This is a genomic window from Clostridium sp. TF11-13AC (assembly GCF_003481065.1).
GTDB classification, from domain to species: domain Bacteria; phylum Bacillota; class Clostridia; order Lachnospirales; family Lachnospiraceae; genus Otoolea; species Otoolea fessa.
The window spans coordinates 1-21,467 of the sequence record NZ_QUKJ01000002.1 but is presented as its reverse complement, the minus strand read 5'-3'; the positions used below and the strand labels follow the sequence as shown (position 1 = coordinate 21,467).

Here is a 21,467-nt window from a genome sequence, read left to right as displayed (position 1 = left end):
ACAAAAAAGAAGGTCTAGATACCTCCAGACCTTCTTCGTCACACTTATTTACTTCTCATATCTCCCATACCCGTCACTTCTCTCGCGTCTGCCCTCACGCTTCAGCGAAATAATCACATGCCGGAACGGATCCTCGCCCTCGCTGCGGGTGGTGACATACTTGTCATTCTGCAGCGCTGCATGAATGATCCGTCTCTCATACGGGTTCATCGGCTCCAAAGATACGGAACGTTTCGTTCTCTTTACCTTGTAAGCAATGTTCTTTGCCAGTGTCTCAAGCGTCTCTTTCCGTCTCTCGCGGTAATTCTCGGTATCGAGCTTCACGCGGACGTAATTCTCGCTCTTCTTGTTGACAACCAGGCTGACCAGATACTGGAGAGAATCCAGGGTCTGACCTCTCTTACCGATCAAAATACCCATATCCTCGCCGGAGAGGTCGATGTTCATCTCGCACTCTTCCTCATTGAAAGCCGCTGCGATCTTCACATCTAAGTTCATCGCATCAAATACCTGGCTTAAAAAGTCGATCGCACGATCCTCGAGCGTCTCTTTCTTCTTAGCACGGATGATCGCCGGTTTCGCGCCGATCCCCAGAAATCCGGCGCTTCCTTTTTCGACCACTTCGTACTCTAATTTATCACTGGTGGTTTCCAGTTCAATCAGTGCCTTTGTTACTGCCTCATCGACTGTCTTAGCGGTAACCGTAATCATATCCATCCTGCGCCCTCCTTCTATTTTTTCGCGTGCTTATCGTTGTACTTCTGCACCATCTTTGCCTTGGAAGCCAGACTGCCCGGCTTCGGATCGGAATTGTAAAATGCTTCAGACGCCTCCATCTGCTTTTTATTGCGGGAGATCTTGTCCTCTTTCGCCTTGCTTTCCGCATCCTCACGTGCCTGCAGCGCCTTTAAATTCACGCTTGCCTTCTCGCTGACATTAGCCGGCGGCAGACCTTTTCTCGCTCTCTTCTTGTTCATCTTCTCCACGTTGCGGCGGATCAGATCATCGACATCGATCTTGTTCATATGTGCATTTACGATCAGCTGCTGAACGAGCTGGAATGCACCCTGAACGACCCAGTAGATACCGATCGCGGACGGCAGGGAGAAACAGAAGAATACGGACATCAGCGGCATCGTGATCATCATGCTGTTCATCATGCTCGCGCCCGGCGCGTCCTGATCCACCTGCTGTAAATTGGAAATCAGCTTGGTGGAGAGCCACTGGGTCAGACCTGCGAGGATCGGGATGATCCATGCGATCGTGATGTGGTTAAAACCGGTAAACGGCGGAGTTGCCAGATTGATGCCGAAGAAATAGTTCATCTGCTCAATCTTGCCCGCATTTTCTGCGATCGTCGAAGAGATCTGCGGGAATAAACTTTCCAGCGTATCCCATCCAGCCGGTGTCAACTTATATAACATATCTACGACTTTGTTTGCCACGGTGTAGTCTACCTTGTCCACCGCCATGCCGACACCGCTTGCCAGCTCGGAAATCTTGTTGATGTAATCCGGCTGCCCCATCAGCGGGTTCGCTACGTTGTCAAAAAAGACACGTACTGACGGTACGTATGCCGGAATGTTGTAGATAACCCGGTACAAAGCGAAGATAATCGGAAGCTGAATCGCCATCGGCAGACATCCTGCCATCGGATTCGAGCCATATTTCTCATAGACTGCCTGCATCTCGACCTGTTGTTTAGCCATCGATGCCTGATCGGTTTTTCCCTTATACCTATTCTGAACCGCCTTGATTTCAGGGTTCATAAGCGACATAAGTTTTGACGATTCCTGCTGTTTGATCGTCAGAGGAAATAACAGTAACTTTGTGATAATGGTAAACAGGATGATACACAGACCGATATTCATGATCCCCATGCTGCTGGTAATCCGGAATAAAAAGTCCATGATATAACCAAACACGCTGGCGATCGGTCCCATGATCGAACCTGCCTTTGTCGCAACTAAAACGCTAACGTCCAATGAACTACCTCCTCATCCTTTACGGAACTGGATCATAACCGCCTTCTGCAAATGGATTACAGCGAAGAATCCGCTTACATGCCAAAATCATACCTTTTACAGCGCCGTACTTTTTAAGTGCCTGGATGGCGTACTCCGAGCACGTCGGCGTGTACTTGCAGTGAGGTCCTGTCATAGGGGAAATATAGAGCTGATATCCCCGAATCATCTTTATCAAGATCTTCTTAATCAATATTCTCACTTCGATTCTCCAGAATGTTATGCAGTCCGCATAAGTGCAGGTATGCACTCTCAATTTTTTTGAAGTCTGCTTCTTTCGCTGCCGGTCTGGCAACGACTACGATGTCTAATCCGAGTCTGACTCTGTCCTTATTTAACCGATAGCTCTCCCGTACCAACCTTGTCACATGATGGCGGACCACGCTGTTTCCAACCTTTTTGCTGACGGAGATACCGATCCGAGGCTCCTTCCCGTCATCCACCCGCTTCACGTACATAACCAGAAGCTTATTGGCATAGGATTTCCCTGTCTTGTAAACCTTTTGAAATTCGCTGTTCTTCTTAATTGAATTAAAACGCTTCATTAAAATCACCAATGATAAATAATATAAAATAGAATCCGGCTCGCCGGATTCACGCACCGAGGTGCGATTGCATTAGCAATCATTTTCCCCTGCACCGAGTGTGCATCGCAGAGCTTTTCTTAATTTCATAGAACTTTTTCTATGAATATTAAGAAAGGCCACAATCTATAACTCGATTGCGGCCTCGTTCATTAAGCAGATAATTTTGCTCTACCTTTTGCTCTTCTGGCAGCCAGAACTTTTCTTCCACCTGCGCTGCTCATTCTCGCACGGAATCCATGAACTTTTGCTCTCTGTCTTTTCTTCGGCTGAAATGTCATCTTCATGTCTGCATACACCTCCTCATCCATAATATAGTAAGAGAAATCCATGCTTCCTCCGGTTCGCGCCGAAATCCGCATTCATCTCAACATAGTTAGACTATTGTAATTAAACATCTTCTCCATTATATAGAAGAATTCCGCATTCGTCAACCACTATTTTGATCTTTTTAATCCCCATAGATCAAAGATTTTCTGCGGTTTTTCCACCATTTCGATCCTGAGTCCTCACAGATCGATCGTCGATTGCTGTCGCAGCGCTTTATTATATACAGTATACACGTTGGAGCATTTCCATTTTGTGGATAAAAAAATCCTTATTTTATCAGCATTCCCACCACCTATTCACAGCTTATCCTCCACTTATCCACATTTTGGGGATAACTTGTGGAAAAGCCGTGGAATACGATCTGGATAAGCTTCTGATTGTTCACACCCCTTCGTCAAAAAGCCTTATTTTTCGGCATTTTTTCCACGTGGATAACTGAATTTCACTTATTCACATTGCGGGTTTTTATTGAAAAATGTGGACAAATCATGTAGAATAGAACTTAGATTGGGTTATTTTGCAGTTTTGGCTGCTTTTTACGTTTAGGAGACACAGTATGATAGAGAAAATTAAGGAAAAATGGGATGAAATTCTCCTCCATATTAAAGAAGAACACGAACTGACGGACGTTTCTTTCAAAACATGGCTGCTTCCGACGCAGCCTTATTCCATGAAAGACGGCACCCTTCAGATCCTGGTTCCGGATGTGCAGTTTCTTGGCTATATCAAAAAAAAATACGGACTTTTGATCCAGATTACCATCGAAGAACTAACCGGAATCGAGTGTGAGGTCGATTTTGTCACCATCGAACAGGTCGATGAGCCGCAAAAAGAGACGGACAAAAGCCATCTGATCAACCGCCCGTCCGAGGTCAGCCGCCAGCTCATCCAGGATGCGAACTTAAATCCGCGCTACACATTCGACACCTTCGTCGTCGGCGCGAACAATAACTTAGCGCACGCCGCTTCCCTCGCCGTGGCAGAATCTCCGGGTGAGATCTACAACCCTCTCTTCATTTACGGGGGTGTAGGTCTGGGAAAAACGCATCTTATGCACTCGATCGGACATTTTATCTTAAAAAACAATCCAAAAGCGAAGGTTCTCTACGTTACAAGTGAGAAGTTTACGAACGAACTGATCGATGCGATCCGGAACAAAAACAATATTTCCACCACGGAGTTCCGTGAAAAATACAGAAACAACGACGTCCTCCTCATCGATGATATCCAGTTTATTATCGGTAAGGAATCGACACAGGAAGAATTTTTCCATACCTTCAACGCACTCTATGAAGCGAAAAAACAGATCATTATCTCCTCAGATAAACCGCCGAAAGAGATCGAGACGCTGGAAGAACGGCTTCGTTCCCGTTTCGAATGGGGCTTGACCGTCGATATCCAGTCGCCGGATTATGAAACCCGTATGGCGATCCTCCGCAAAAAAGAGGAACTCGAGGGCTACAATATAGATAATGAAGTGATCAAGTACATCGCCACCAACGTCAAGTCCAACATCCGTGAGCTCGAGGGCGCCCTCACCAAGATCGTCGCCCTTTCCAAGTTAAATAACAAGGAGATCACGACGGAGCTGGCGGAGGAAGCGCTCAAGGATCTCATTTCCCCGAACGCGGAGAAGGAAGTGACCCCGGAGCTGATCATCCAGGTCGTTGCCGATCATTTTGGTATCACTCCGCTTGACATTTCCTCCCAGAAGCGCAACAAGGAGATCGTATTCCCGCGCCAGATCGTGATGTATATCTGCCGTTCGATGCTCGGAACTTCCCTGCAGAATATCGGCAAATATTTAGGCGGTCGGGATCACACGACGATCATCCACGGTCACGACAAGATCGCTGCCGATATGGAGAAAAACGAATCTCTTCGCAATACAGTGGAAATCTTAATGAAAAAGATCAGCCCACAGTAGGTTTCTTCCACAATTTCGCGTGGAAAAGTGGTTGAAAACCTGTGGATAACTTTTCCCACATTTTGCTCCATTTCAGGGCTGTGGATAATTCAAAAGTTATCCAGCCGGTTCCGGACAGTTTTACACAGCCTTTTTAACCATTCAAAAGGAGTCTGAACCCCTGTATTTTCGGGGCTGTCCGGAGAATTCCACATATTCACAGCCTCTACTACGATTGCGACGGAATTTATATATATCTTTTCTTTCCGTTCCACGTTATTTTTAGCAAAGGAGTTATCAACAAACATGAAGCTTTCATTTGAAAAAGATCATTTAATGAACGGCATCAACATTGTTCTGAAGGCCGTTCCTTCCAAAACCACCATGCCGATTCTCGAATGCATCCTGATCGATGCTGTTTCGGATGAGATCAAACTGACCGGCAACGATATGGAGCTGGGAATTGAGACGAAGGTCGAAGGAACGATCCTGGAACGTGGAAAAATCGCTCTTGATGCCAAGCTTTTTTCCGATATTATCCGCAAGCTCTCCGGCGAAAATTCTACGATCACGATCGAATCGGATGAAAAATACAACACGACGATCACCTGTGACAAGGCTATTTTCCAGATTCAGGGCAAGGACGGCGATGAATTTTCCTATATTCCCCACATTGAGCGGGATAAATTCATCACACTTTCCCAGTTTACCTTAAAAGAGATCATCCGCCAGACGATCTTCTCGATCTCGCCGAACGACAGCAACAAGATGATGACCGGTGAGCTGATGGAGGTCACCGGCAATGAACTTAAGCTCGTTTCCCTCGACGGACACCGCATGTCGATCCGCAAAGTTGCATTAAAAGAACAGTACAGTGATATAAAAGTCATCGTTCCTGGCAAGACTTTAGGTGAGATCAGCAAGATCTTAAACGGTGACAACGACTCTGAGGTACAGATTTTCTTCAGCACCAACCACATCATGTTTGAATTTAACGACACGATCGTGTTATCCCGCCTGATTGAGGGCGAGTATTTCCGGATCAATCAGATGCTTTCCTCCGATTATGAGACGAAAGTTACCTTGAACCGCCGTGATTTCATGGATGCGATCGACCGTGCGAGCATTCTCGTCCGTGAAAATGATAAGAAACCTTTGATCTTAAACTTTACCGATGAAGAAATGGAGTTAAAGATGCATTCCGCCTTCGGTACGATGGATGCCCGTCTGGCGATTACCAAGTTTGGAAAAGACCTGATGATCGGCTTCAACCCGAAGTTTTTGGGTGATGCGTTACGAATCATCGATGATGAGGAAGTGACTCTGTACATGATGAATCCGAAATCCCCGTGCTTTATCCGGGACGAGGAGGAGACTTACATCTATCTGATCCTGCCGGTCAATTTCAATGCGGCAGCGATCTAACCTGCCATTTTTAGACATGGCAGGTGCAGACAGTAACAGAAAGGATCTGAAATAGGATGGAGATCAAACTGAGAGATGAATTTATAAAACTGGGTCAGGCGCTCAAGGCAGCTGGTCTGGTAGAGTCCGGCGTGGATGCTAAATTTGCGATTCAGGACGGGCTTGTGAAGGTCAATGGCGCGGTGGAGATGCAGCGCGGCAAGAAGCTTTACGACGGGGACAAAGTCGAGTATGACGGAGAGACCGTAACAATCACCAAATAAAGGATGGTTTCATGTTTATCGAATCGATCGAACTCAAAAATTACCGCAATTACGGGGAATTACATATGGATTTTGATCCGGGGACGAATGTTCTCTACGGGGACAACGCGCAGGGTAAAACCAATATCCTCGAAGCGGTCTACGTGTGTGCGACGACCAAGTCCCACCGCGGCAGCAAGGACAGGGAGATCATCGAATTCGGAGAGGACGAGTCCCACATCAAGATGCAGCTTCGCAAGGACGATGTGCCGTACCGGATTGACATGCATCTAAAGAAAAATAAGACGAAGGGCGTGGCGGTCAACGGGATCCCGATCCGGCGGGCGAGCGAGCTTTTCGGCATTGTTAACGTGGTGTTTTTTTCGCCGGAAGATCTGAATCTCATTAAGAACGGACCGGCGGATCGGCGCCGTTTTATTGATCTGGAATTATGCCAGTTAAACCGGCTCTATGTTCATTCGCTGGTGCAGTACAACCGGGTAGTGATACAGAGAAATAAGCTCTTAAAGGAGCTGTTTTTCCATCCCGAGTACGAGGAGATGCTGGATATATGGGATATGCAGCTTGCTTCCTACGGGCGGGAGGTGAGCCAGTACCGGCGGGAATTTATCGGTGAATTAAACGAATTGATCCGTCCGATCCATCAGAAATTGTCGGGCGGAAAGGAAGAGCTTGTTATTCAGTATGAGCCGAACACGGAGGCGGATCAGTTGGAAGCGGCAGTCAAAAAGAGCCGCGAGGCGGACCGGAAGCAGAAGACGACGCTGGTCGGACCACACCGGGATGACTTAAGTTTCTATGTCAACGGAATTGACATCCGGCGCTTCGGTTCACAGGGACAGCAGAGGACGGCGGCATTATCGCTCAAACTGGCGGAGATTGAGCTGGTTAAAAAGATCAAAAAGGAGTATCCGATCCTGCTTCTCGACGATGTTTTGTCGGAGTTAGATGGAAAACGGCAGGATCATCTGCTCGCCAGCATCCGCCACATACAGACGATCATTACCTGTACAGGCTTGGATGATTTTATCAGCCACAGCTTCCAGATAGATAAGACCTTTCGGGTCGTGAGCGGGACGGTCACCTGTGAACGTCCAAACAAGACAACTAGTCAGACATAAAACAGCAAGTGAAGGAGGAACTATGGGTTCAGAATACAGTGCAGATCAAATACAGATATTGGAGGGATTGGAGGCGGTCAGAAAGCGTCCTGGTATGTATATAGGCAGCACATCTGTAAGAGGCCTCCATCACCTGGTGTATGAGATAGTTGACAACTCCGTGGATGAGGCGTTAGCCGGATTCTGCAGTCACATCGAGGTGCAGATCAATGCGGACAATTCCATCACGGTACAGGATGACGGTCGTGGTATCCCGGTTGATACTCAGAAAAAAGCCGGACTTCCGGCGGTTGAGGTTGTATTTACGATCCTGCATGCAGGCGGTAAATTCGGCGGTGGCGGATATAAGGTATCAGGCGGACTTCACGGTGTAGGTGCATCGGTTGTAAACGCCCTTTCCGAGTGGCTGGAGGTTGAGATCTGCCGGGATGGAAAGGTATATAAGCAGCGCTATGAGCGCGGTAAAACCATGTATCCGCTGAAAGTAGTCGGTGAATGTGCTCCGGATAAGCACGGCACACGGGTTGTATTCCTGCCAGATAAGGAGATTTTCGAGGAAACGGTCTACGACTATGATACGTTAAAAGTACGCCTGCGTGAGACGGCATTCCTGACGAAAAACTTAAAGATCACCCTGCGGGATGACAGAGAAGTGAAGCATGAGAAGACCTTTCACTATGAGGGCGGTATCAAGGAATTTGTCACCTACTTGAACCGGAGCAATGAGAAGCTCTATGAACCGGTTATCTACTGCGAGGGCATCAAGGACAAGGTATTTGTCGAGGTGGCGATGCAGCATAACGATTCCTACACGGAAAATATCTACACCTTCGTCAATAATATCAACACACCGGAGGGCGGTACCCATCTGGCCGGCTTTAAGAGTGCTCTGACGAAGACTTTTAATGACTATGCGAAGAAAAATAAACTTCTGAAGGAAAATGAGCCGGCACTCAGCGGTGAGGATATCCGCGAGGGCCTTACAGCGATCATCAGCGTTAAGATCGAGGAGCCGCAGTTTGAGGGACAGACGAAGCAGAAACTCGGCAACAGCGAGGCCCGCGCGGCGGTCGATGCGATCGTGAGCGAGCAGCTGACATATTTCCTGGAGCAGAATCCAACGGTTGCCAAGATCATCTGTGAGAAATCAATTCTTGCCAAGAGAGCCCGCGACGCAGCCCGCAAGGCGCGCGAGATGACGAGACGTAAATCAGCGCTTGACGGCATGGCGCTTCCAGGAAAATTAGCCGATTGTTCCGACAAGAATCCGGAAAACTGCGAGATCTACATCGTAGAGGGAGATTCCGCGGGTGGTTCTGCGAAAGAGGCTAGAAATAAATCCAATCAGGCTATTCTGCCTCTTCGAGGCAAGATCTTAAACGTAGAAAAAGCAAGACTGGATCGAATTTACGGCAATGCGGAGATCCGTGCGATGATCACGGCATTTGGTACCGGTATTCATGAAGATTTTGATATTTCAAAACTTCGTTACAACAAGATCATTATCATGACCGATGCCGATGTGGATGGTGCACATATCAGTACCCTGCTTCTGACGTTCCTGTATCGTTTTATGCCGGATTTGATCCGGGAAGGACATGTATATCTGGCACAGCCGCCGCTTTATAAGATCGAGAAGAATAAGCGTGTCTGGTATGCATACAGCGATGATGAGCTGAATTCGATTCTGACTGAGATTGGCCGTGACAACAACAATAAGATCCAGCGTTATAAAGGTCTGGGTGAGATGGACGCGGAACAGCTTTGGGAGACTACCATGGATCCGGAGCGCCGAATTCTTCTCCGTGTCCAGATCGACAGTGAGACTGCTTCGGAGGTTGATCTGACATTTGCTACCCTGATGGGGGATCAGGTTGAGCCGCGCCGTGAGTTTATCGAGGCAAATGCGAAGTACGTAAAGAACCTGGATATTTAATTAAATTTAAGTCACTTAAATCCTTTTGAGGACGAAAGGAGTATAGATGGAACCAAATATATTTGACAAAATTCATGACATTGATCTGAAAAAGACAATGGAAACGTCTTACATCGATTATGCGATGAGCGTTATTGCTGCCCGTGCACTTCCGGATGTGCGGGATGGCTTGAAACCGGTGCAGAGACGAGTGCTTTATTCGATGGTTGAGCTGAATAATGGACCGGATAAGCCCCACCGTAAGTCAGCCCGTATCGTCGGTGATACAATGGGTAAATACCACCCACATGGTGACAGTTCAATCTATGGTGCGTTGGTAAATATGGCTCAGAAATGGGCTACCCGTTACCCGCTTGTAGATGGACATGGAAACTTCGGTTCCATGGACGGCGACGGCGCCGCAGCGATGCGATACACCGAGGCAAGACTGAGCCGTATTTCCATGGAGATGCTGGCGGATATTGGCAAGAATACCGTTGATTTCATGCCGAACTTTGATGAGACTGAGAAAGAACCGACGGTTCTTCCGGCTCGTTTTCCCAATATTCTGGTAAATGGCGGCACCGGTATCGCCGTTGGTATGGCAACGAATATTCCGCCTCACAACCTGCGTGAGGTGATTGCTGCCGTTGTCAAGATCATAGACAACCGGGTGGAGGAAGACCGCCCGACTACCATCGAAGAACTGATGGAGATCGTAAAGGGACCTGATTTCCCGACAGGAGCAACCATCCTTGGAAAAGCAGGCATCGAAGAAGCGTACAGAACCGGACGCGGCAAGATCCGTGTACGGGCTGTATACAATATCGAGGCCATGGCAAATGGCAAGAGCCGTATCATCGTGACAGAGCTTCCTTATGCAGTGAATAAGGCTCGTTTGATCGAAAAGATCGCAGAGCTTGTAAAGGATAAAAAGCTTGATGGAATCACGGATCTGCGTGATGAATCCAACCGTGAGGGACTTCGGATCTGCATTGAACTGCGCCGTGATGTGAATGCCAATGTCATCATGAACCGTCTGCTGAAGCATACACAGCTGCAGGACACCTTTGGTGTGATTATGCTGGCGCTGGTTAATAATGAGCCGCGTATCTTAAATCTGCAGCAGATCCTGGAATATTACTTAAAGCACCAGGAGGATGTGGTAACCAGAAGAACCAAATATGATCTGAACAAGGCAGAAGAGAGAGCCCATATTTTGGAAGGTCTTTTAAAGGCACTGGATCATATCGATGAGGTTATTAAGATCATCCGCGGTTCTGCCAATGTTCAGGCGGCGAAAGCTCAGTTAATGGAGCGTTTTGATCTTTCGGATGCACAGGCACAGGCCATCGTAGATATGCGTCTGCGTGCTCTGACCGGTCTGGAACGCGAGAAACTGGAAAATGAATATAAAGAGCTGGAGGCAAAGATTGCAGAGTTGAAAGCGATTCTGGCAGATGAGAAGAAACTTCTGTGTGTTATCAAGGAGGAGATCTCCCTCATCGCTGATAAATACGGAGATGACCGCCGTACCGCCATCGGATATGATGAATACGATATGTCTGCGGAGGATTTGATCCCGGATGACGATATCGTTGTGACCATGACCAATTTTGGCTATATTAAGAGAATGTCCAGCGATAATTTCAAGAGCCAGAACCGCGGAGGCAAGGGAATCAAGGGCATGCAGACTATTGAGGAAGATTATATCGAAGATCTGCTGATGACCACAACCCATCATTATGTGATGTTCTTTACCAACAAGGGACGCGTATACCGTCTGAAGGGATACGAGATTCCGGAGGCAGGACGCACTGCCAGAGGTACTGCCATCGTGAATCTGCTTCCGCTGATGCCAGGCGAGAAGATCACATCCATCGTTCCTATGAAGGAGATCGATGATGAGAAATATCTCTTCATGGCAACCCGCAATGGTATGGTTAAGAAGACTCCGATGAAGGAATACAGCAATGTCCGCAAGAACGGTCTTCAGGCGATTGTACTTCGTGATGACGATGAATTGATCGAAGTTAAGGCTACCGATAATACCGAAGATATTTTCCTGATCACAAAGAAAGGTATGTGTATCCGATTCCATGAGACCGATGTCCGCGTGACAGGCCGTGTTTCCATGGGGGTTATCGGCATGAAGTTTGATGAAGGCGATGAAGTCATCGGTATGCAGATGGCCAGCCAGGGAGAATGCCTGCTGGTAGTATCGGAAAATGGTTATGGAAAACGCACTCCGATTGATGAATTTACAGCCCAGAACCGAGGCGGCAAGGGCGTGCGCTGCTATAAGATCATCGACAAAACCGGTGATTTGGTGGGTGCAAAGCTGGTAGATAATGAGCGCAAGATCATGCTGATTACCAATGAAGGCATCATCATCAAGATGGCAGTCAGCGACATCTCGATTATCGGACGCAATACCTCCGGTGTGAAGCTGATGAGTATTGATGCTGAATCCGGCATAGCAGTTGCAAGCATCGCCAAGGTGCGGGAGAGCGACAAGGATGAGGATGAAGAAGACGAACTTCTGGAGGAGCAGGACGGAGAAGAAAGCGAATCTGAGAATACGGAAGATGTCATGGCTGAACTGTAACGAATAAAAAGTAAAAAAGATCAGATATCCTTGATCTTTGAAAAGAAAATCATAAAAAAGAGAACATCCGGCAATTCATAAACTGGAATTAGCGGGTGTTCTCTTTTTGATCTTTATAAGGCGCAGTATTTTAACAGCGTCACAGCGTCGTTTCTCTCTGAATGAGGCGGCACTTGAATTCCTGGTAGGTAAATTCAGATTCACGGTTTTCGATCATAGCAAGAAGAAGTTTGGCAGCATACTCGCCCATTTGATCGTAGGGAATATCAATGCCGCTGATAGAAGGATAGTCCATTTCATAGAAATTCACCTCGTTCAGGAAGATATGGCGAATTCTCTGAGGGATGGAAAAGCCTGTTTTTAATATTTCACGCTGCAGCAGCAGTCCAATGTCGTAGTTTTGAGAAATGGCAAGATCAAAACTGCGGTTTTCCATGTATTTAGCTAAAAATTGCTGCAAATGAATCAGATCACGATCCTTGATAGGGCAGATCACGTGCTCCAGATGGCAGTTCGGTGCCGTCCGGCGAAGCAGGGATTCAAAAAGCGGATATTTATTATTAACTAAAAGACCGTCATTGCTGATGGAAAAATACCGCACTTCGTGGATTCCCTTTTCCAGACAGAAGGAGGCACATTCCTGCAGGGCATATTCAAATGCATGGGGGAACGGTGTTTTTTTTGAGAAAACCCCGTCCATACAGATAACCACATAAGGAATATGATTTTCATCGGCCGGTTTTGTAAAAGCAGCGTGATCATCGTTGGAAATAAAAATGAGTCCATCGATCACGTTGGAATAATAGCTTTTGACATAATCCGGAGAAGAATCTATATCATCCATTTCATTGAAAATCGTGATGGTATAGTCGATCTGGGACAGGTACTGGCTGATTCCAGTAAAAGCATTTAAGAAAGCCTGGCGGCTGTAATCCTTTGCACATACAATTCCGATGGATGTACAGTTTTTGGTCCGCATGCTTTTGGCGGAAGCATTGGGATAGTAGTGAAGTGCTTCAACGGCATCTAAAACCTTGCGTCTGGTTTCCTCACTGATCTTCTGATTCTGGCGATTATTGATCACATAAGATACAGTCGCCTGAGAGACTCCGCAGAGTTTTGCGATGTCTTTTGCAGTAACATTTTTTTTCATAATTTTGTAGACTCCTTATAACACTTTTACAGTTTATTAAATTTCTCTAAAAATGTCTATAGAAATTCACTAAAATACACAATAATTTAATATTACTAAAAAAATAATTGAAATGCCGATCCTTTTGTGATATTCTAACAACATAAAATTAACTTATACGTATAAGCTGGGAATGGAGGAAAAAATGGGAAAAGCAAACGAACAAGCAAAAGATAAGCCTTCGTTATTAAACCGCTGGCTGAACGGAATTGAGAAAGTCGGAAATAAACTTCCGCATCCGATTTCTATTTTTGCAATTTTAGTTCTCTTTGTTATCGTTCTTTCTGCTGTCTGTGAGATGGCTGGAGTTTCGGCAACAGGTGAACTGGTTAACCGTTCTAAGGGAGTCGTAGAGACTCAGACGGTTCAGGCTGTCAGCCTTTTGAATGGTGAGGGGCTTGTATACATGCTGACACATGCAATCACTAACTTTACAGGATTCGCTCCTTTGGGAGTTGTCCTGGTAGCTATGTTTGGTATCGGACTTCTGGAGGACAGTGGTTTAATCGGAGGCGCATTAAAGTCTGCTGTAGAGGTTACTCCGGCTAAGTTAATCACTCCGATGATCGTATTCTTAGGCGTTATGTCCAACCTGGCCGATGCAGTTGGATACATCGTTCTGATTCCGATTGCAGCACTGATGTTCATGGCATACAATCGTCATCCGGTAGTTGGTATGGCTGCAGCATTTGCAGGTGTATCCGGTGGTTTCTCTGCAAACTTATTAATCGGTACTCTGGATCCGCTTCTTTGCGGTATTACCAACGAGGCTGTAAAGATGGTAGACCCGACTTATGTAGTTGAGCCGACCGGAAACTGGTACTTCATGATGGTGTCTACCTTCCTGATCACAATCTTAGGTACTATCATCACTGAGAAAGTCGTTGCACCGCGTTTTGGTGAGTATCACGGCAATGGGGAAGAGAATGAAACAAGCTCTGAGTATAAATTAAACGACCAGGAAAGAAAAGCTCTGAAAGTAGCTGGTTTAACCTTACTGGTTATGATTCTGGTTCTGGTAGCTTTCTGTCTCCCGGCTAACTCTGTTATGAGAGCTGAGGACGGAACACTGTTAGGAAACTCCCCGTTCATGGAGGGCATCATCCCAATTATCACTGTACTTTTCTTCGTACCGTCTGTTGTATATGGTCATATGACTGGTGTATATCACGGAGAGAAGGATGTCTGCAACGCAATGGGACGTGCCATGGGAACCATGAGCTCCTACATCGCTCTGACCTTTGTGGCAGCACAGTTTATTAACTTCTTTGGTTATACCAAATTAGGAACGATCCTTGCATTAAAGGGAGCTGAGTTCTTTAGAAACTCCGGTATCGGAACTATCCCGACCATGATCTTATTCGTTCTTTTTGCAGCATTCATCAACCTGTTCATGGGTTCTGCATCTGCAAAATGGGCTCTGATCGCGCCGGTATTCGTACCGATGTTCATGCTGTTAGGTTACACACCGGAGTTCGCTCAGGTTGCTTACCGTATCGGTGACTCCTGTACAAACGTTATCACTCCGATGATGTCCTATTTCGCAATGATTATCGTATTCATGAAGAAATATGATAAAGAGGCTGGTATCGGAACTCTGGTTTCCACCATGCTTCCGTACAGTATCTGCTTCCTGATTGGATGGAGTATCCTGTTAGTATTATGGATCGTACTTAACTTTCCGTTAGGACCGGGTGTTGGAATGTTTCTTGGCTAATGGGGCTGAATTGTTACGATAATTTAAATAACTAGAATAAGATGTACTCTGGGAATGTTTTATGCGGAATGCATAGACATTCCAGGAGTACATATTTTTTCAAAAAAATCGTATGAAGGAGGAAATAATGAACCAGACAAATATAAAAATTGGACAATTAAGAGATCGCATGAAAGAACTGGGAATCGATGCATACCTGGTTCCGACTGCGGATTTTCATGAATCTGAGTATGTAGGCGAATTCTTTAAATGCCGTCACTTCCTGACCGGTTTCAACGGAACAGCTGGAACGGCTGTTATCACTATGGACAAAGCCGGACTCTGGACAGACGGAAGATACTTTGTACAGGCAGAAGAGCAGCTTTCAGGCAGTGAGATCAAATTATACCGCATGGGTGAACCTGAATTCCCGACTCTGGACGAATTTTTAGAGGAGGAGCTTCCGGTTGATGGATGCCTTGGATTTGACGGCCGTGTTGTAAACTCTGAGCTGGGATATGGTCTTCAGAACTTACTGCAGGAAAAAAATGTAACAATCAACTGCAGTAAGGATCTGGTAGGTGAGATCTGGACTTCCCGTCCGGCTATGTCCTGCGAGCCTATCTGGAGCCTGGATGTAAAATATGCCGGAAAGAGTACCGTAGAGAAACTTTCAGATCTTCGTGATGCCATGAAGAAAAATAAAGCACAGATTCATCTGATGACGGCTCTGGATGAAATCGCATGGTTATTCAACCTTCGTGGAAACGATATTGTAAATAACCCGGTATTTCTGTCCTATGCACTTATTACACAGGATGAAGCCTATTTATACGTACAGAAAGAAGCTATCAAAGAAGATACTAAGATGGGAAAAGAGGTTTGTGCGGCTTTAGCTGAGGCAAAGGTTCAGGTAAAAGAGTATGCGGAATTCTTACAGGATGTGGCAGCCCTGAAGAATGAGAAGATTCTTCTGGAACGCAAGAAAGCAAGCTTTGCTGTATGCGAGAGCATTGATGCTTCCTGCCGTATTATAGACGAGATGAATCCTTGTGCGACCATGAAGGCTGTTAAGAATGCGACCGAGATCGAAAATATGCGTAGGGCCCATTTAAAAGATGGCATTGCTGTTACCAAGTTTATGTACTGGCTGAAGCATACCATCGGAACCTGCGATATGACAGAGATGACAGCGGCTCATAAAATTGAAGAACTGCGAGCAGAGCAGGGCAACTATATCGAGCCAAGTTTCGTAACCATTGCCGCTTACAAGGAAAATGCAGCAATGTGCCATTATCATCCAAGCGATGAGGTATGCAAGAAATTAAAACCGGAAGGTCTTCTGCTGGTAGATTCCGGCGGACAGTATTTAGAGGGAACTACTGATATCACAAGAACCTATGCATTAGGACCTCTGACCGAGAAGGAAAAAGAGTACTACACAATCGTAGCAGCCGCTATGCTGAAGGTATCAACCATGAAGTTCCTTCACGGCTGCCGGGGAATCAACTTAGACTACACCATCCGTGAAGCATTCTGGAAACGTGGTCTTGATTTTGCACATGGTACCGGACATGGTGTTGGATATCTTTCTAACGTACATGAGAGACCGAACGGACTGCGCTGGAAGGTTGTTCCGGAGCGTCAGGACAGTGCTGTGATTGAGCCGGGCATGATCTGCTCCGATGAGCCGGGTCTGTACTTTGCTGGCGATTTCGGAACCAGAACAGAGAACCTGATCTTATGTGTCGAGGATGAGAAAAATGAGTACGGACAGTTCCTGAAGTTCGAATTCCTGACCAAGGCGCCGATTGACTTAGAGGCACTGGATACACGTTTCATGGATGACGCGGATATCGAGCGCTTAAATACATACCATAAAGACGTATACGAAACCATTTCTCCGTATATGAATGACGAAGAAAAAGAGTGGTTAAAACACGTAACAAGAGAAATTTCAAGATAATATGATGTTACAGTTCAGCCATGCGCTGGTTTGAATGAATATGGAAACAAGAAGATGTCATGGCTGAACTGTAACAATATAATACCTCCTGAATAGATAGAGATAAATTCAAGTCGAACGTCCGTGAGACTTGGCGCGTGATTCTGGTCAGCAAAGCTGGCATATTCCTATCAGAATCACTGCGCATGAGATCAAAATCTATTCAGGGGGTATTTTTATTACATCTATTCAGAAATGATTGCAAGATTATTTAATTTCTATTATGATGATATAAGAGTCATTAATGATTAAGAGATGCGGTTCTGTCAGCAGGGGCAGATAAAAATTTCATGGAAGAAGGGTAGTTTTCAAATGAGAAGAATCAATGTTGAAACCATTACACAGAATATCAAAGAAATGTGCATTGAGGCCAACCATTTTCTGTCACCGGATATGAAAAAGGTGTTTGATGAGGCGGCAGCGAGTGAAGAATCTCCATTGGGACGTCAGATTTTAGGCCAGCTGGAAGAAAACTTATGTATCGCTGGTGAGGAGATGATTCCGATCTGCCAGGATACCGGAATGGCAGTTGTGTTTATCAAGGTAGGACAGGATGTACATCTGATCGGCGGTTCTCTGACTGATGCTATCAATGAGGGCGTGCGCCAGGGATATGTAGACGGATATCTCCGTAAATCCGTGGTTAAGGATCCGATTTACCGTGAGAATACGAAGGATAATACACCGGCTATCATTCATTATGAGATCGTAGAGGGTGAGCAGGTAGAGATCACGGTGGCTCCGAAGGGATTTGGAAGTGAAAATATGAGCCGTGTGTTCATGCTGAAACCGGCAGATGGAATTGAAGGAGTCAAGGATGCTATTCTGACAGCGGTGCGGGATGCGGGACCGAATGCCTGTCCTCCGATGGTAGTAGGCGTTGGAATCGGTGGAACCTTTGAAAAGTGTGCAGAGATGGCGAAGCACGCGCTGACCAGAAATCTGGAAGAGGAATCACCGGTTGAGTATGTGCGTGATCTGGAAAAAGAAATGCTTGAAACGATCAATAACCTTGGGATCGGTCCTGGCGGATTAGGCGGACGGACAACCGCCCTGGCTGTCAATATTGAAACCTACCCGACCCATATTGCAGGGCTGCCGGTAGGCATCAATATCTGCTGTCATGTAAATCGTCATGCGCACAGAGTGATTTGATGAATATTTTTAGGATTGCGGAAGTGCGAAGCACATAGCAATCCGGTATCAAAAGGGGAAAAATCTCTTGTGACCCAAACATCATTTGATAGTATAAAGAATGTACTCTCGGAGTTTTTCCTGCACAAAAAGATACCGAGAGTACATAAGATAGATTTGGAGGAAAATATGGATAAAACAATCACAGCTCCAATTGACAGGGAGACATTAAAAAGCCTGCATGCAGGTGATTATGTATATATAAGCGGAACCATCTATACGGCACGTGATGCAGCTCATAAGCGCATGATAGAGACACTGGATGAAGGAAGAGAACTTCCCCTTGATCTGAAAGATAATGTAATTTATTATATGGGACCGTCACCGGCCAGAGAGGGCCGTCCGATTGGTTCTGCAGGTCCGACCACAGCCAGCCGTATGGATAAATATACTCCAAGACTTCTGGATCTCGGCATGGGAGCCATGATCGGAAAAGGAAAGAGAAGCCAGGCAGTCATCGATGCCATCGTTCGCAATGGTGCCGTTTATTTTGCGGCAGTGGGCGGAGCCGGAGCAATTCTTTCAAAGTGCATTAAGGAATCGGAAGTGATTGCATACGATGATTTGGGAACAGAGGCGATCCGAAAATTGACGGTAGAAAATATGCCTATGATTGTGGTAATTGATTCCGAAGGAAACAATCTTTACGAGACCGCAGTAAAGGAATATCAGAGATAGGATAATAAGATATCAGATGTGGGATGACTCCCATCCCGCAGCAAGAATGCAGATGCATTTTTGAGTTTTATGAAGAGAGGTTATTGGCTGTTTTGCAAATAACCTCTCTTTTGTCGTGAAGAATAAAGTTATAATTGATAGAGATAAACCATGATTGGCATGGTTATCATACAAAGCAGAGTGGTAATTACGTTAATGGCACCAGCATAGCGAGCATCTTTTCCATATACCTGGGCCATCTGCGTGATTGTGGAGGCGGATGGGGTGATTGTGGCTAACAGGGTGACAAGCAGAATTTGTGAACCATTCTCAGCAAAAGAAGCGAGGCCGCTGAATTTAAGAAGTAAAATTGTCAAAAGCGGTACACCGATGAGTCGCAGAATCGTGACAAGTCCAATATGGGGAAAAGCCAGAATTTCCTGGGGCGTGGTTCCGGCAATCAGCATTCCTGAGATCAGCATGGCCAAAGGACCAATCATGCTTCCCAGGGAGTGGACAGCGCTGTCCACTGGATCGGGAAGTGAAATCTGTGCCAAAAATAGAAAAATACCGAATAAAATGGCAATCATATTTGTATTTGTTATGATTTTTTTAAAATCAGGCTTCTTTTCTTCACAGATCATCATTTTTCCATGACTCCAGAGAAGAAAAAGCTGTACAGAGACGTAGGCGCTGGAATAAATAACCCAGTCTGGTCCTAGAATAGAGGAAACAAGCGGTATAACAAGATTTCCTGCATTCGAGTAGATGATAGAGGCTTTTTCGACTCCGTTAAGATGAAGAAGAGGTCCTATAAAGTAAAAAAGGACAATCAGGATGAGATGGATCAATACAGCAGCAGCCACCGCCAAAAGAAGCCCCTTTAGGATGGAAGGGCTGCAGCTGACCTGAAAAGCAGATAAAATCGAACAGGGGACTACGATATAGACAGACAGGCGTGAAAGAATGCGGCTGTCATCTGAGCGGCAAATGCCAGTCTTTACCAAAACAAAGCCTAAAAACATGACGATAAATAATGCCGCAATTTTACCAACTAAAATTCCAATGGACATAATACGTTTGCTACCTCCTCATAACAGGGCATAGAGACAGAATATTTTTTTGCAAGTCGGAGGGGCTCCATGACAAGTCCGTCCAGTTCCGATGGTTTTCCTTCCATTATGTCACGCTGCATGGAAGTGGTGGCATCGGCAGATAAGTTGGAAAGAATCTCCAGATTTATTTTTACATAGTCTTTTTCAAAGGGATATCCCATGGCAGCAGCCAGAGCGCTGATTTCACGAATCATGGATTTAAATAATTCACGGGCAGGTCCTTCCTTTTGAAAATCTCCGGCCACGGCATGAAGGTAGACTCCGGAAGCTCCGATAGGGGAGACATAGGAAAATTTCTCCAAAGCATCCCTTTGGATATGGGTGGATAAAACTCCATCGATACCGCTTTCGCAAAGATCCGATTGAATGGCTGATAAAATCGGAGAAATATAGGAAGGATCCCTGGGACCGAAGACAACCCTTAAGATAGGACCGTGCTGAACCAGAACACCGGGATGTTCTAAGGATGCAGAAACATAGATGCATCCATCCAGAACGGTACAATCCGGTAATTCTTTCTGCACCCTGGCACCGGTTCCATATATATTTAAGATGGGAATAATAATTGTGCGGGGACCAGCGGTCTGTCGGATAAAAGGAAGGACGGAATCAAGGGAATATTCTTTTACGCATATAAAGATAACCTCCGGAGCCAGGGAAAGAGCACAGGATTCTTCCATGGATAATGCACGAACCTCAAGATGTTCTTCCGTCTGATCCCAGAGATGACGAATGATGAGACCGTTATTACGCATAGCATCAAGGTTGGAACCACGGGCAATGAATGTAACATCCTTTCCAGCTTTTGTAAGAGCAGAGCCAAGAATTCCACCAGTACCGCCGGCTCCCAGGATCATATATTTTAAATTCATAAAAAAACTCCTTTCTGAATCCTAATCTGGATTGCTGCGTGCGATGCGATGCACTCCTGCAATCCGCCAAAACATCTATAGTATCATATCATAAAATATATTGAAAAATGGTGGTTTAAAGGAAATAAAAAAAAAGAAAAAACTTGGATAAATTTGCTTGACATTTTAAAATTTCTTTGATACAATGAGATACGCGTCTGACAAAGAAATGCGTTAAGATGCAATTGAATATTTTTTTTATTACTGCGGAGAAATACTCAAGAGGCCGAAGAGGCGCCCCTGCTAAGGGTGTAGGTCGGGCAACCGGCGCGAGGGTTCAAATCCCTCTTTCTCCGTTTCTTTTTTTAAAAAAGGCTAGAAAAAATAAAAACAAAAAAGTGCTTGACACTGATGAGTTTTTGTGATAAACTAGCTGAGCTGTTGAAGAAACGGCGCTTTTGAAAAAGAAAAACAAAAAATAAATTAAAAAAGTTGTTGACAAGCAAGAATGCTTATGATAGAATATATGAGCTGTCGCTGAGACAACAACAGAGAACCTTGAAAACTGAACAGTATGTAAA

At 45.6% G+C, this 21,467-nt stretch carries 18 protein-coding genes, 1 tRNA gene and 1 pseudogene; 11 read left to right on the top strand and 9 right to left on the bottom strand.

Translation table 11 applies throughout. The features are described from left to right. Positions 1-48: 48 nt before the first annotated feature. From jag to rpmH, 5 genes are all read right to left on the bottom strand, one after another. Positions 49-717 (bottom strand): RNA-binding cell elongation regulator Jag/EloR, encoded by a 669-nt coding sequence (gene jag / locus DXD12_RS04250; protein WP_107000956.1) that lies wholly within the window; start codon positions 715-717, stop codon positions 49-51. Positions 718-731: 14 nt separating this feature from the next. Continuing rightward, entirely contained in the window at positions 732-1,985 is a 1,254-nt protein-coding gene (locus DXD12_RS04245) for a YidC/Oxa1 family membrane protein insertase (RefSeq protein ID WP_347561364.1), read from the bottom strand. A gap of 19 nt (positions 1,986-2,004) precedes the next feature. Further along, complete coding sequence (yidD, locus tag DXD12_RS04240; protein WP_333489800.1) at positions 2,005-2,214, bottom strand: membrane protein insertion efficiency factor YidD; 210 nt, start codon at positions 2,212-2,214, stop codon at positions 2,005-2,007. Then, positions 2,210-2,569 carry a ribonuclease P protein component gene (rnpA, locus tag DXD12_RS04235; RefSeq protein ID WP_107000958.1) on the bottom strand — a complete coding sequence of 120 codons (360 nt, stop codon included), beginning with the start codon at positions 2,567-2,569 and terminating at the stop codon, positions 2,210-2,212. Before rnpA ends, yidD begins: the two co-directional genes overlap by 5 nt. Before the next feature lie 191 nt (positions 2,570-2,760). Then, positions 2,761-2,895 (bottom strand): 50S ribosomal protein L34, encoded by a 135-nt coding sequence (rpmH, locus tag DXD12_RS04230; RefSeq protein WP_087225913.1) that lies wholly within the window; start codon positions 2,893-2,895, stop codon positions 2,761-2,763. 599 nt (positions 2,896-3,494) lie between these two features. On the opposite strand from rpmH, the gene dnaA reads away from it, so the two are divergent. The 6 genes from dnaA (at position 3,495) to gyrA (ending at position 12,176) form a co-directional block, all read left to right on the top strand. Then, positions 3,495-4,865, top strand: a complete 1,371-nt coding sequence (gene dnaA, locus DXD12_RS04225; RefSeq protein WP_022358493.1) for a chromosomal replication initiator protein DnaA — start codon at positions 3,495-3,497, stop codon at positions 4,863-4,865. A 285-nt stretch (positions 4,866-5,150) separates the two neighbouring features. Next, complete coding sequence (dnaN, locus tag DXD12_RS04220; protein ID WP_118637554.1) at positions 5,151-6,269, top strand: DNA polymerase III subunit beta; 1,119 nt, start codon at positions 5,151-5,153, stop codon at positions 6,267-6,269. Positions 6,270-6,325: 56 nt separating this feature from the next. Beyond that, the gene (locus tag DXD12_RS04215; RefSeq protein WP_107000960.1) at positions 6,326-6,532 is read left to right on the top strand and encodes an RNA-binding S4 domain-containing protein; all 207 of its coding nucleotides are present in this window, start codon (positions 6,326-6,328) and stop codon (positions 6,530-6,532) included. Between the two features lie 11 nt (positions 6,533-6,543). After that, positions 6,544-7,653, top strand: coding sequence for a DNA replication/repair protein RecF (gene recF, locus DXD12_RS04210; RefSeq protein WP_117796771.1), 1,110 nt, complete (start codon positions 6,544-6,546; stop codon positions 7,651-7,653). 22 nt (positions 7,654-7,675) lie between these two features. Then, a complete protein-coding gene (gene gyrB / locus DXD12_RS04205; RefSeq protein WP_107000962.1) occupies positions 7,676-9,589 on the top strand; it encodes a DNA topoisomerase (ATP-hydrolyzing) subunit B in 1,914 nt (637 codons plus the stop codon). A gap of 46 nt (positions 9,590-9,635) precedes the next feature. After that, positions 9,636-12,176 (top strand): DNA gyrase subunit A, encoded by a 2,541-nt coding sequence (gene gyrA / locus DXD12_RS04200; RefSeq protein WP_118637552.1) that lies wholly within the window; start codon positions 9,636-9,638, stop codon positions 12,174-12,176. A 139-nt stretch (positions 12,177-12,315) separates the two neighbouring features. Here the strand turns inward: gyrA and DXD12_RS04195 are convergent, their stop codons facing one another. Next, complete coding sequence (locus DXD12_RS04195; protein WP_118637550.1) at positions 12,316-13,329, bottom strand: LacI family DNA-binding transcriptional regulator; 1,014 nt, start codon at positions 13,327-13,329, stop codon at positions 12,316-12,318. A gap of 184 nt (positions 13,330-13,513) precedes the next feature. Between DXD12_RS04195 and DXD12_RS04190 the strand changes: the two genes are divergently transcribed. The 4 genes from DXD12_RS04190 to DXD12_RS04175 all read left to right on the top strand — a co-directional run bounded on the left by DXD12_RS04190 (position 13,514) and on the right by DXD12_RS04175 (position 18,941). Next, complete coding sequence (locus DXD12_RS04190) at positions 13,514-15,085, top strand: AbgT family transporter (RefSeq protein ID WP_118524031.1); 1,572 nt, start codon at positions 13,514-13,516, stop codon at positions 15,083-15,085. A 127-nt stretch (positions 15,086-15,212) separates the two neighbouring features. Further along, positions 15,213-17,030 (top strand): aminopeptidase P family N-terminal domain-containing protein, encoded by a 1,818-nt coding sequence (locus tag DXD12_RS04185; RefSeq protein WP_118524684.1) that lies wholly within the window; start codon positions 15,213-15,215, stop codon positions 17,028-17,030. A 351-nt stretch (positions 17,031-17,381) separates the two neighbouring features. Beyond that, positions 17,382-18,224, top strand: coding sequence for a fumarate hydratase (locus DXD12_RS04180; RefSeq protein ID WP_022358414.1), 843 nt, complete (start codon positions 17,382-17,384; stop codon positions 18,222-18,224). Between the two features lie 132 nt (positions 18,225-18,356). After that, entirely contained in the window at positions 18,357-18,941 is a 585-nt protein-coding gene (locus DXD12_RS04175) for a Fe-S-containing hydro-lyase (protein ID WP_333489799.1), read from the top strand. Between the two features lie 128 nt (positions 18,942-19,069). Here the strand turns inward: DXD12_RS04175 and DXD12_RS04170 are convergent, their stop codons facing one another. Then, complete coding sequence (locus DXD12_RS04170) at positions 19,070-19,993, bottom strand: AEC family transporter (RefSeq protein WP_118637548.1); 924 nt, start codon at positions 19,991-19,993, stop codon at positions 19,070-19,072. Then, complete coding sequence (locus DXD12_RS04165) at positions 19,975-20,907, bottom strand: 2-dehydropantoate 2-reductase (protein ID WP_118637546.1); 933 nt, start codon at positions 20,905-20,907, stop codon at positions 19,975-19,977. The genes DXD12_RS04170 and DXD12_RS04165 overlap by 19 nt, the downstream gene beginning before the upstream one ends. 247 nt (positions 20,908-21,154) lie before the next feature. Between DXD12_RS04165 and DXD12_RS04160 the strand changes: the two genes are divergently transcribed. Beyond that, a tRNA-Ser gene (locus DXD12_RS04160) sits at positions 21,155-21,242 on the top strand. On the opposite strand, the pseudogene DXD12_RS15410 reads toward DXD12_RS04160, so the two are convergent. Continuing rightward, a pseudogene (locus DXD12_RS15410) lies at positions 21,224-21,467 on the bottom strand (hypothetical protein); the annotation flags it as partial. The gene DXD12_RS04160 and the pseudogene DXD12_RS15410 overlap by 19 nt on opposite strands.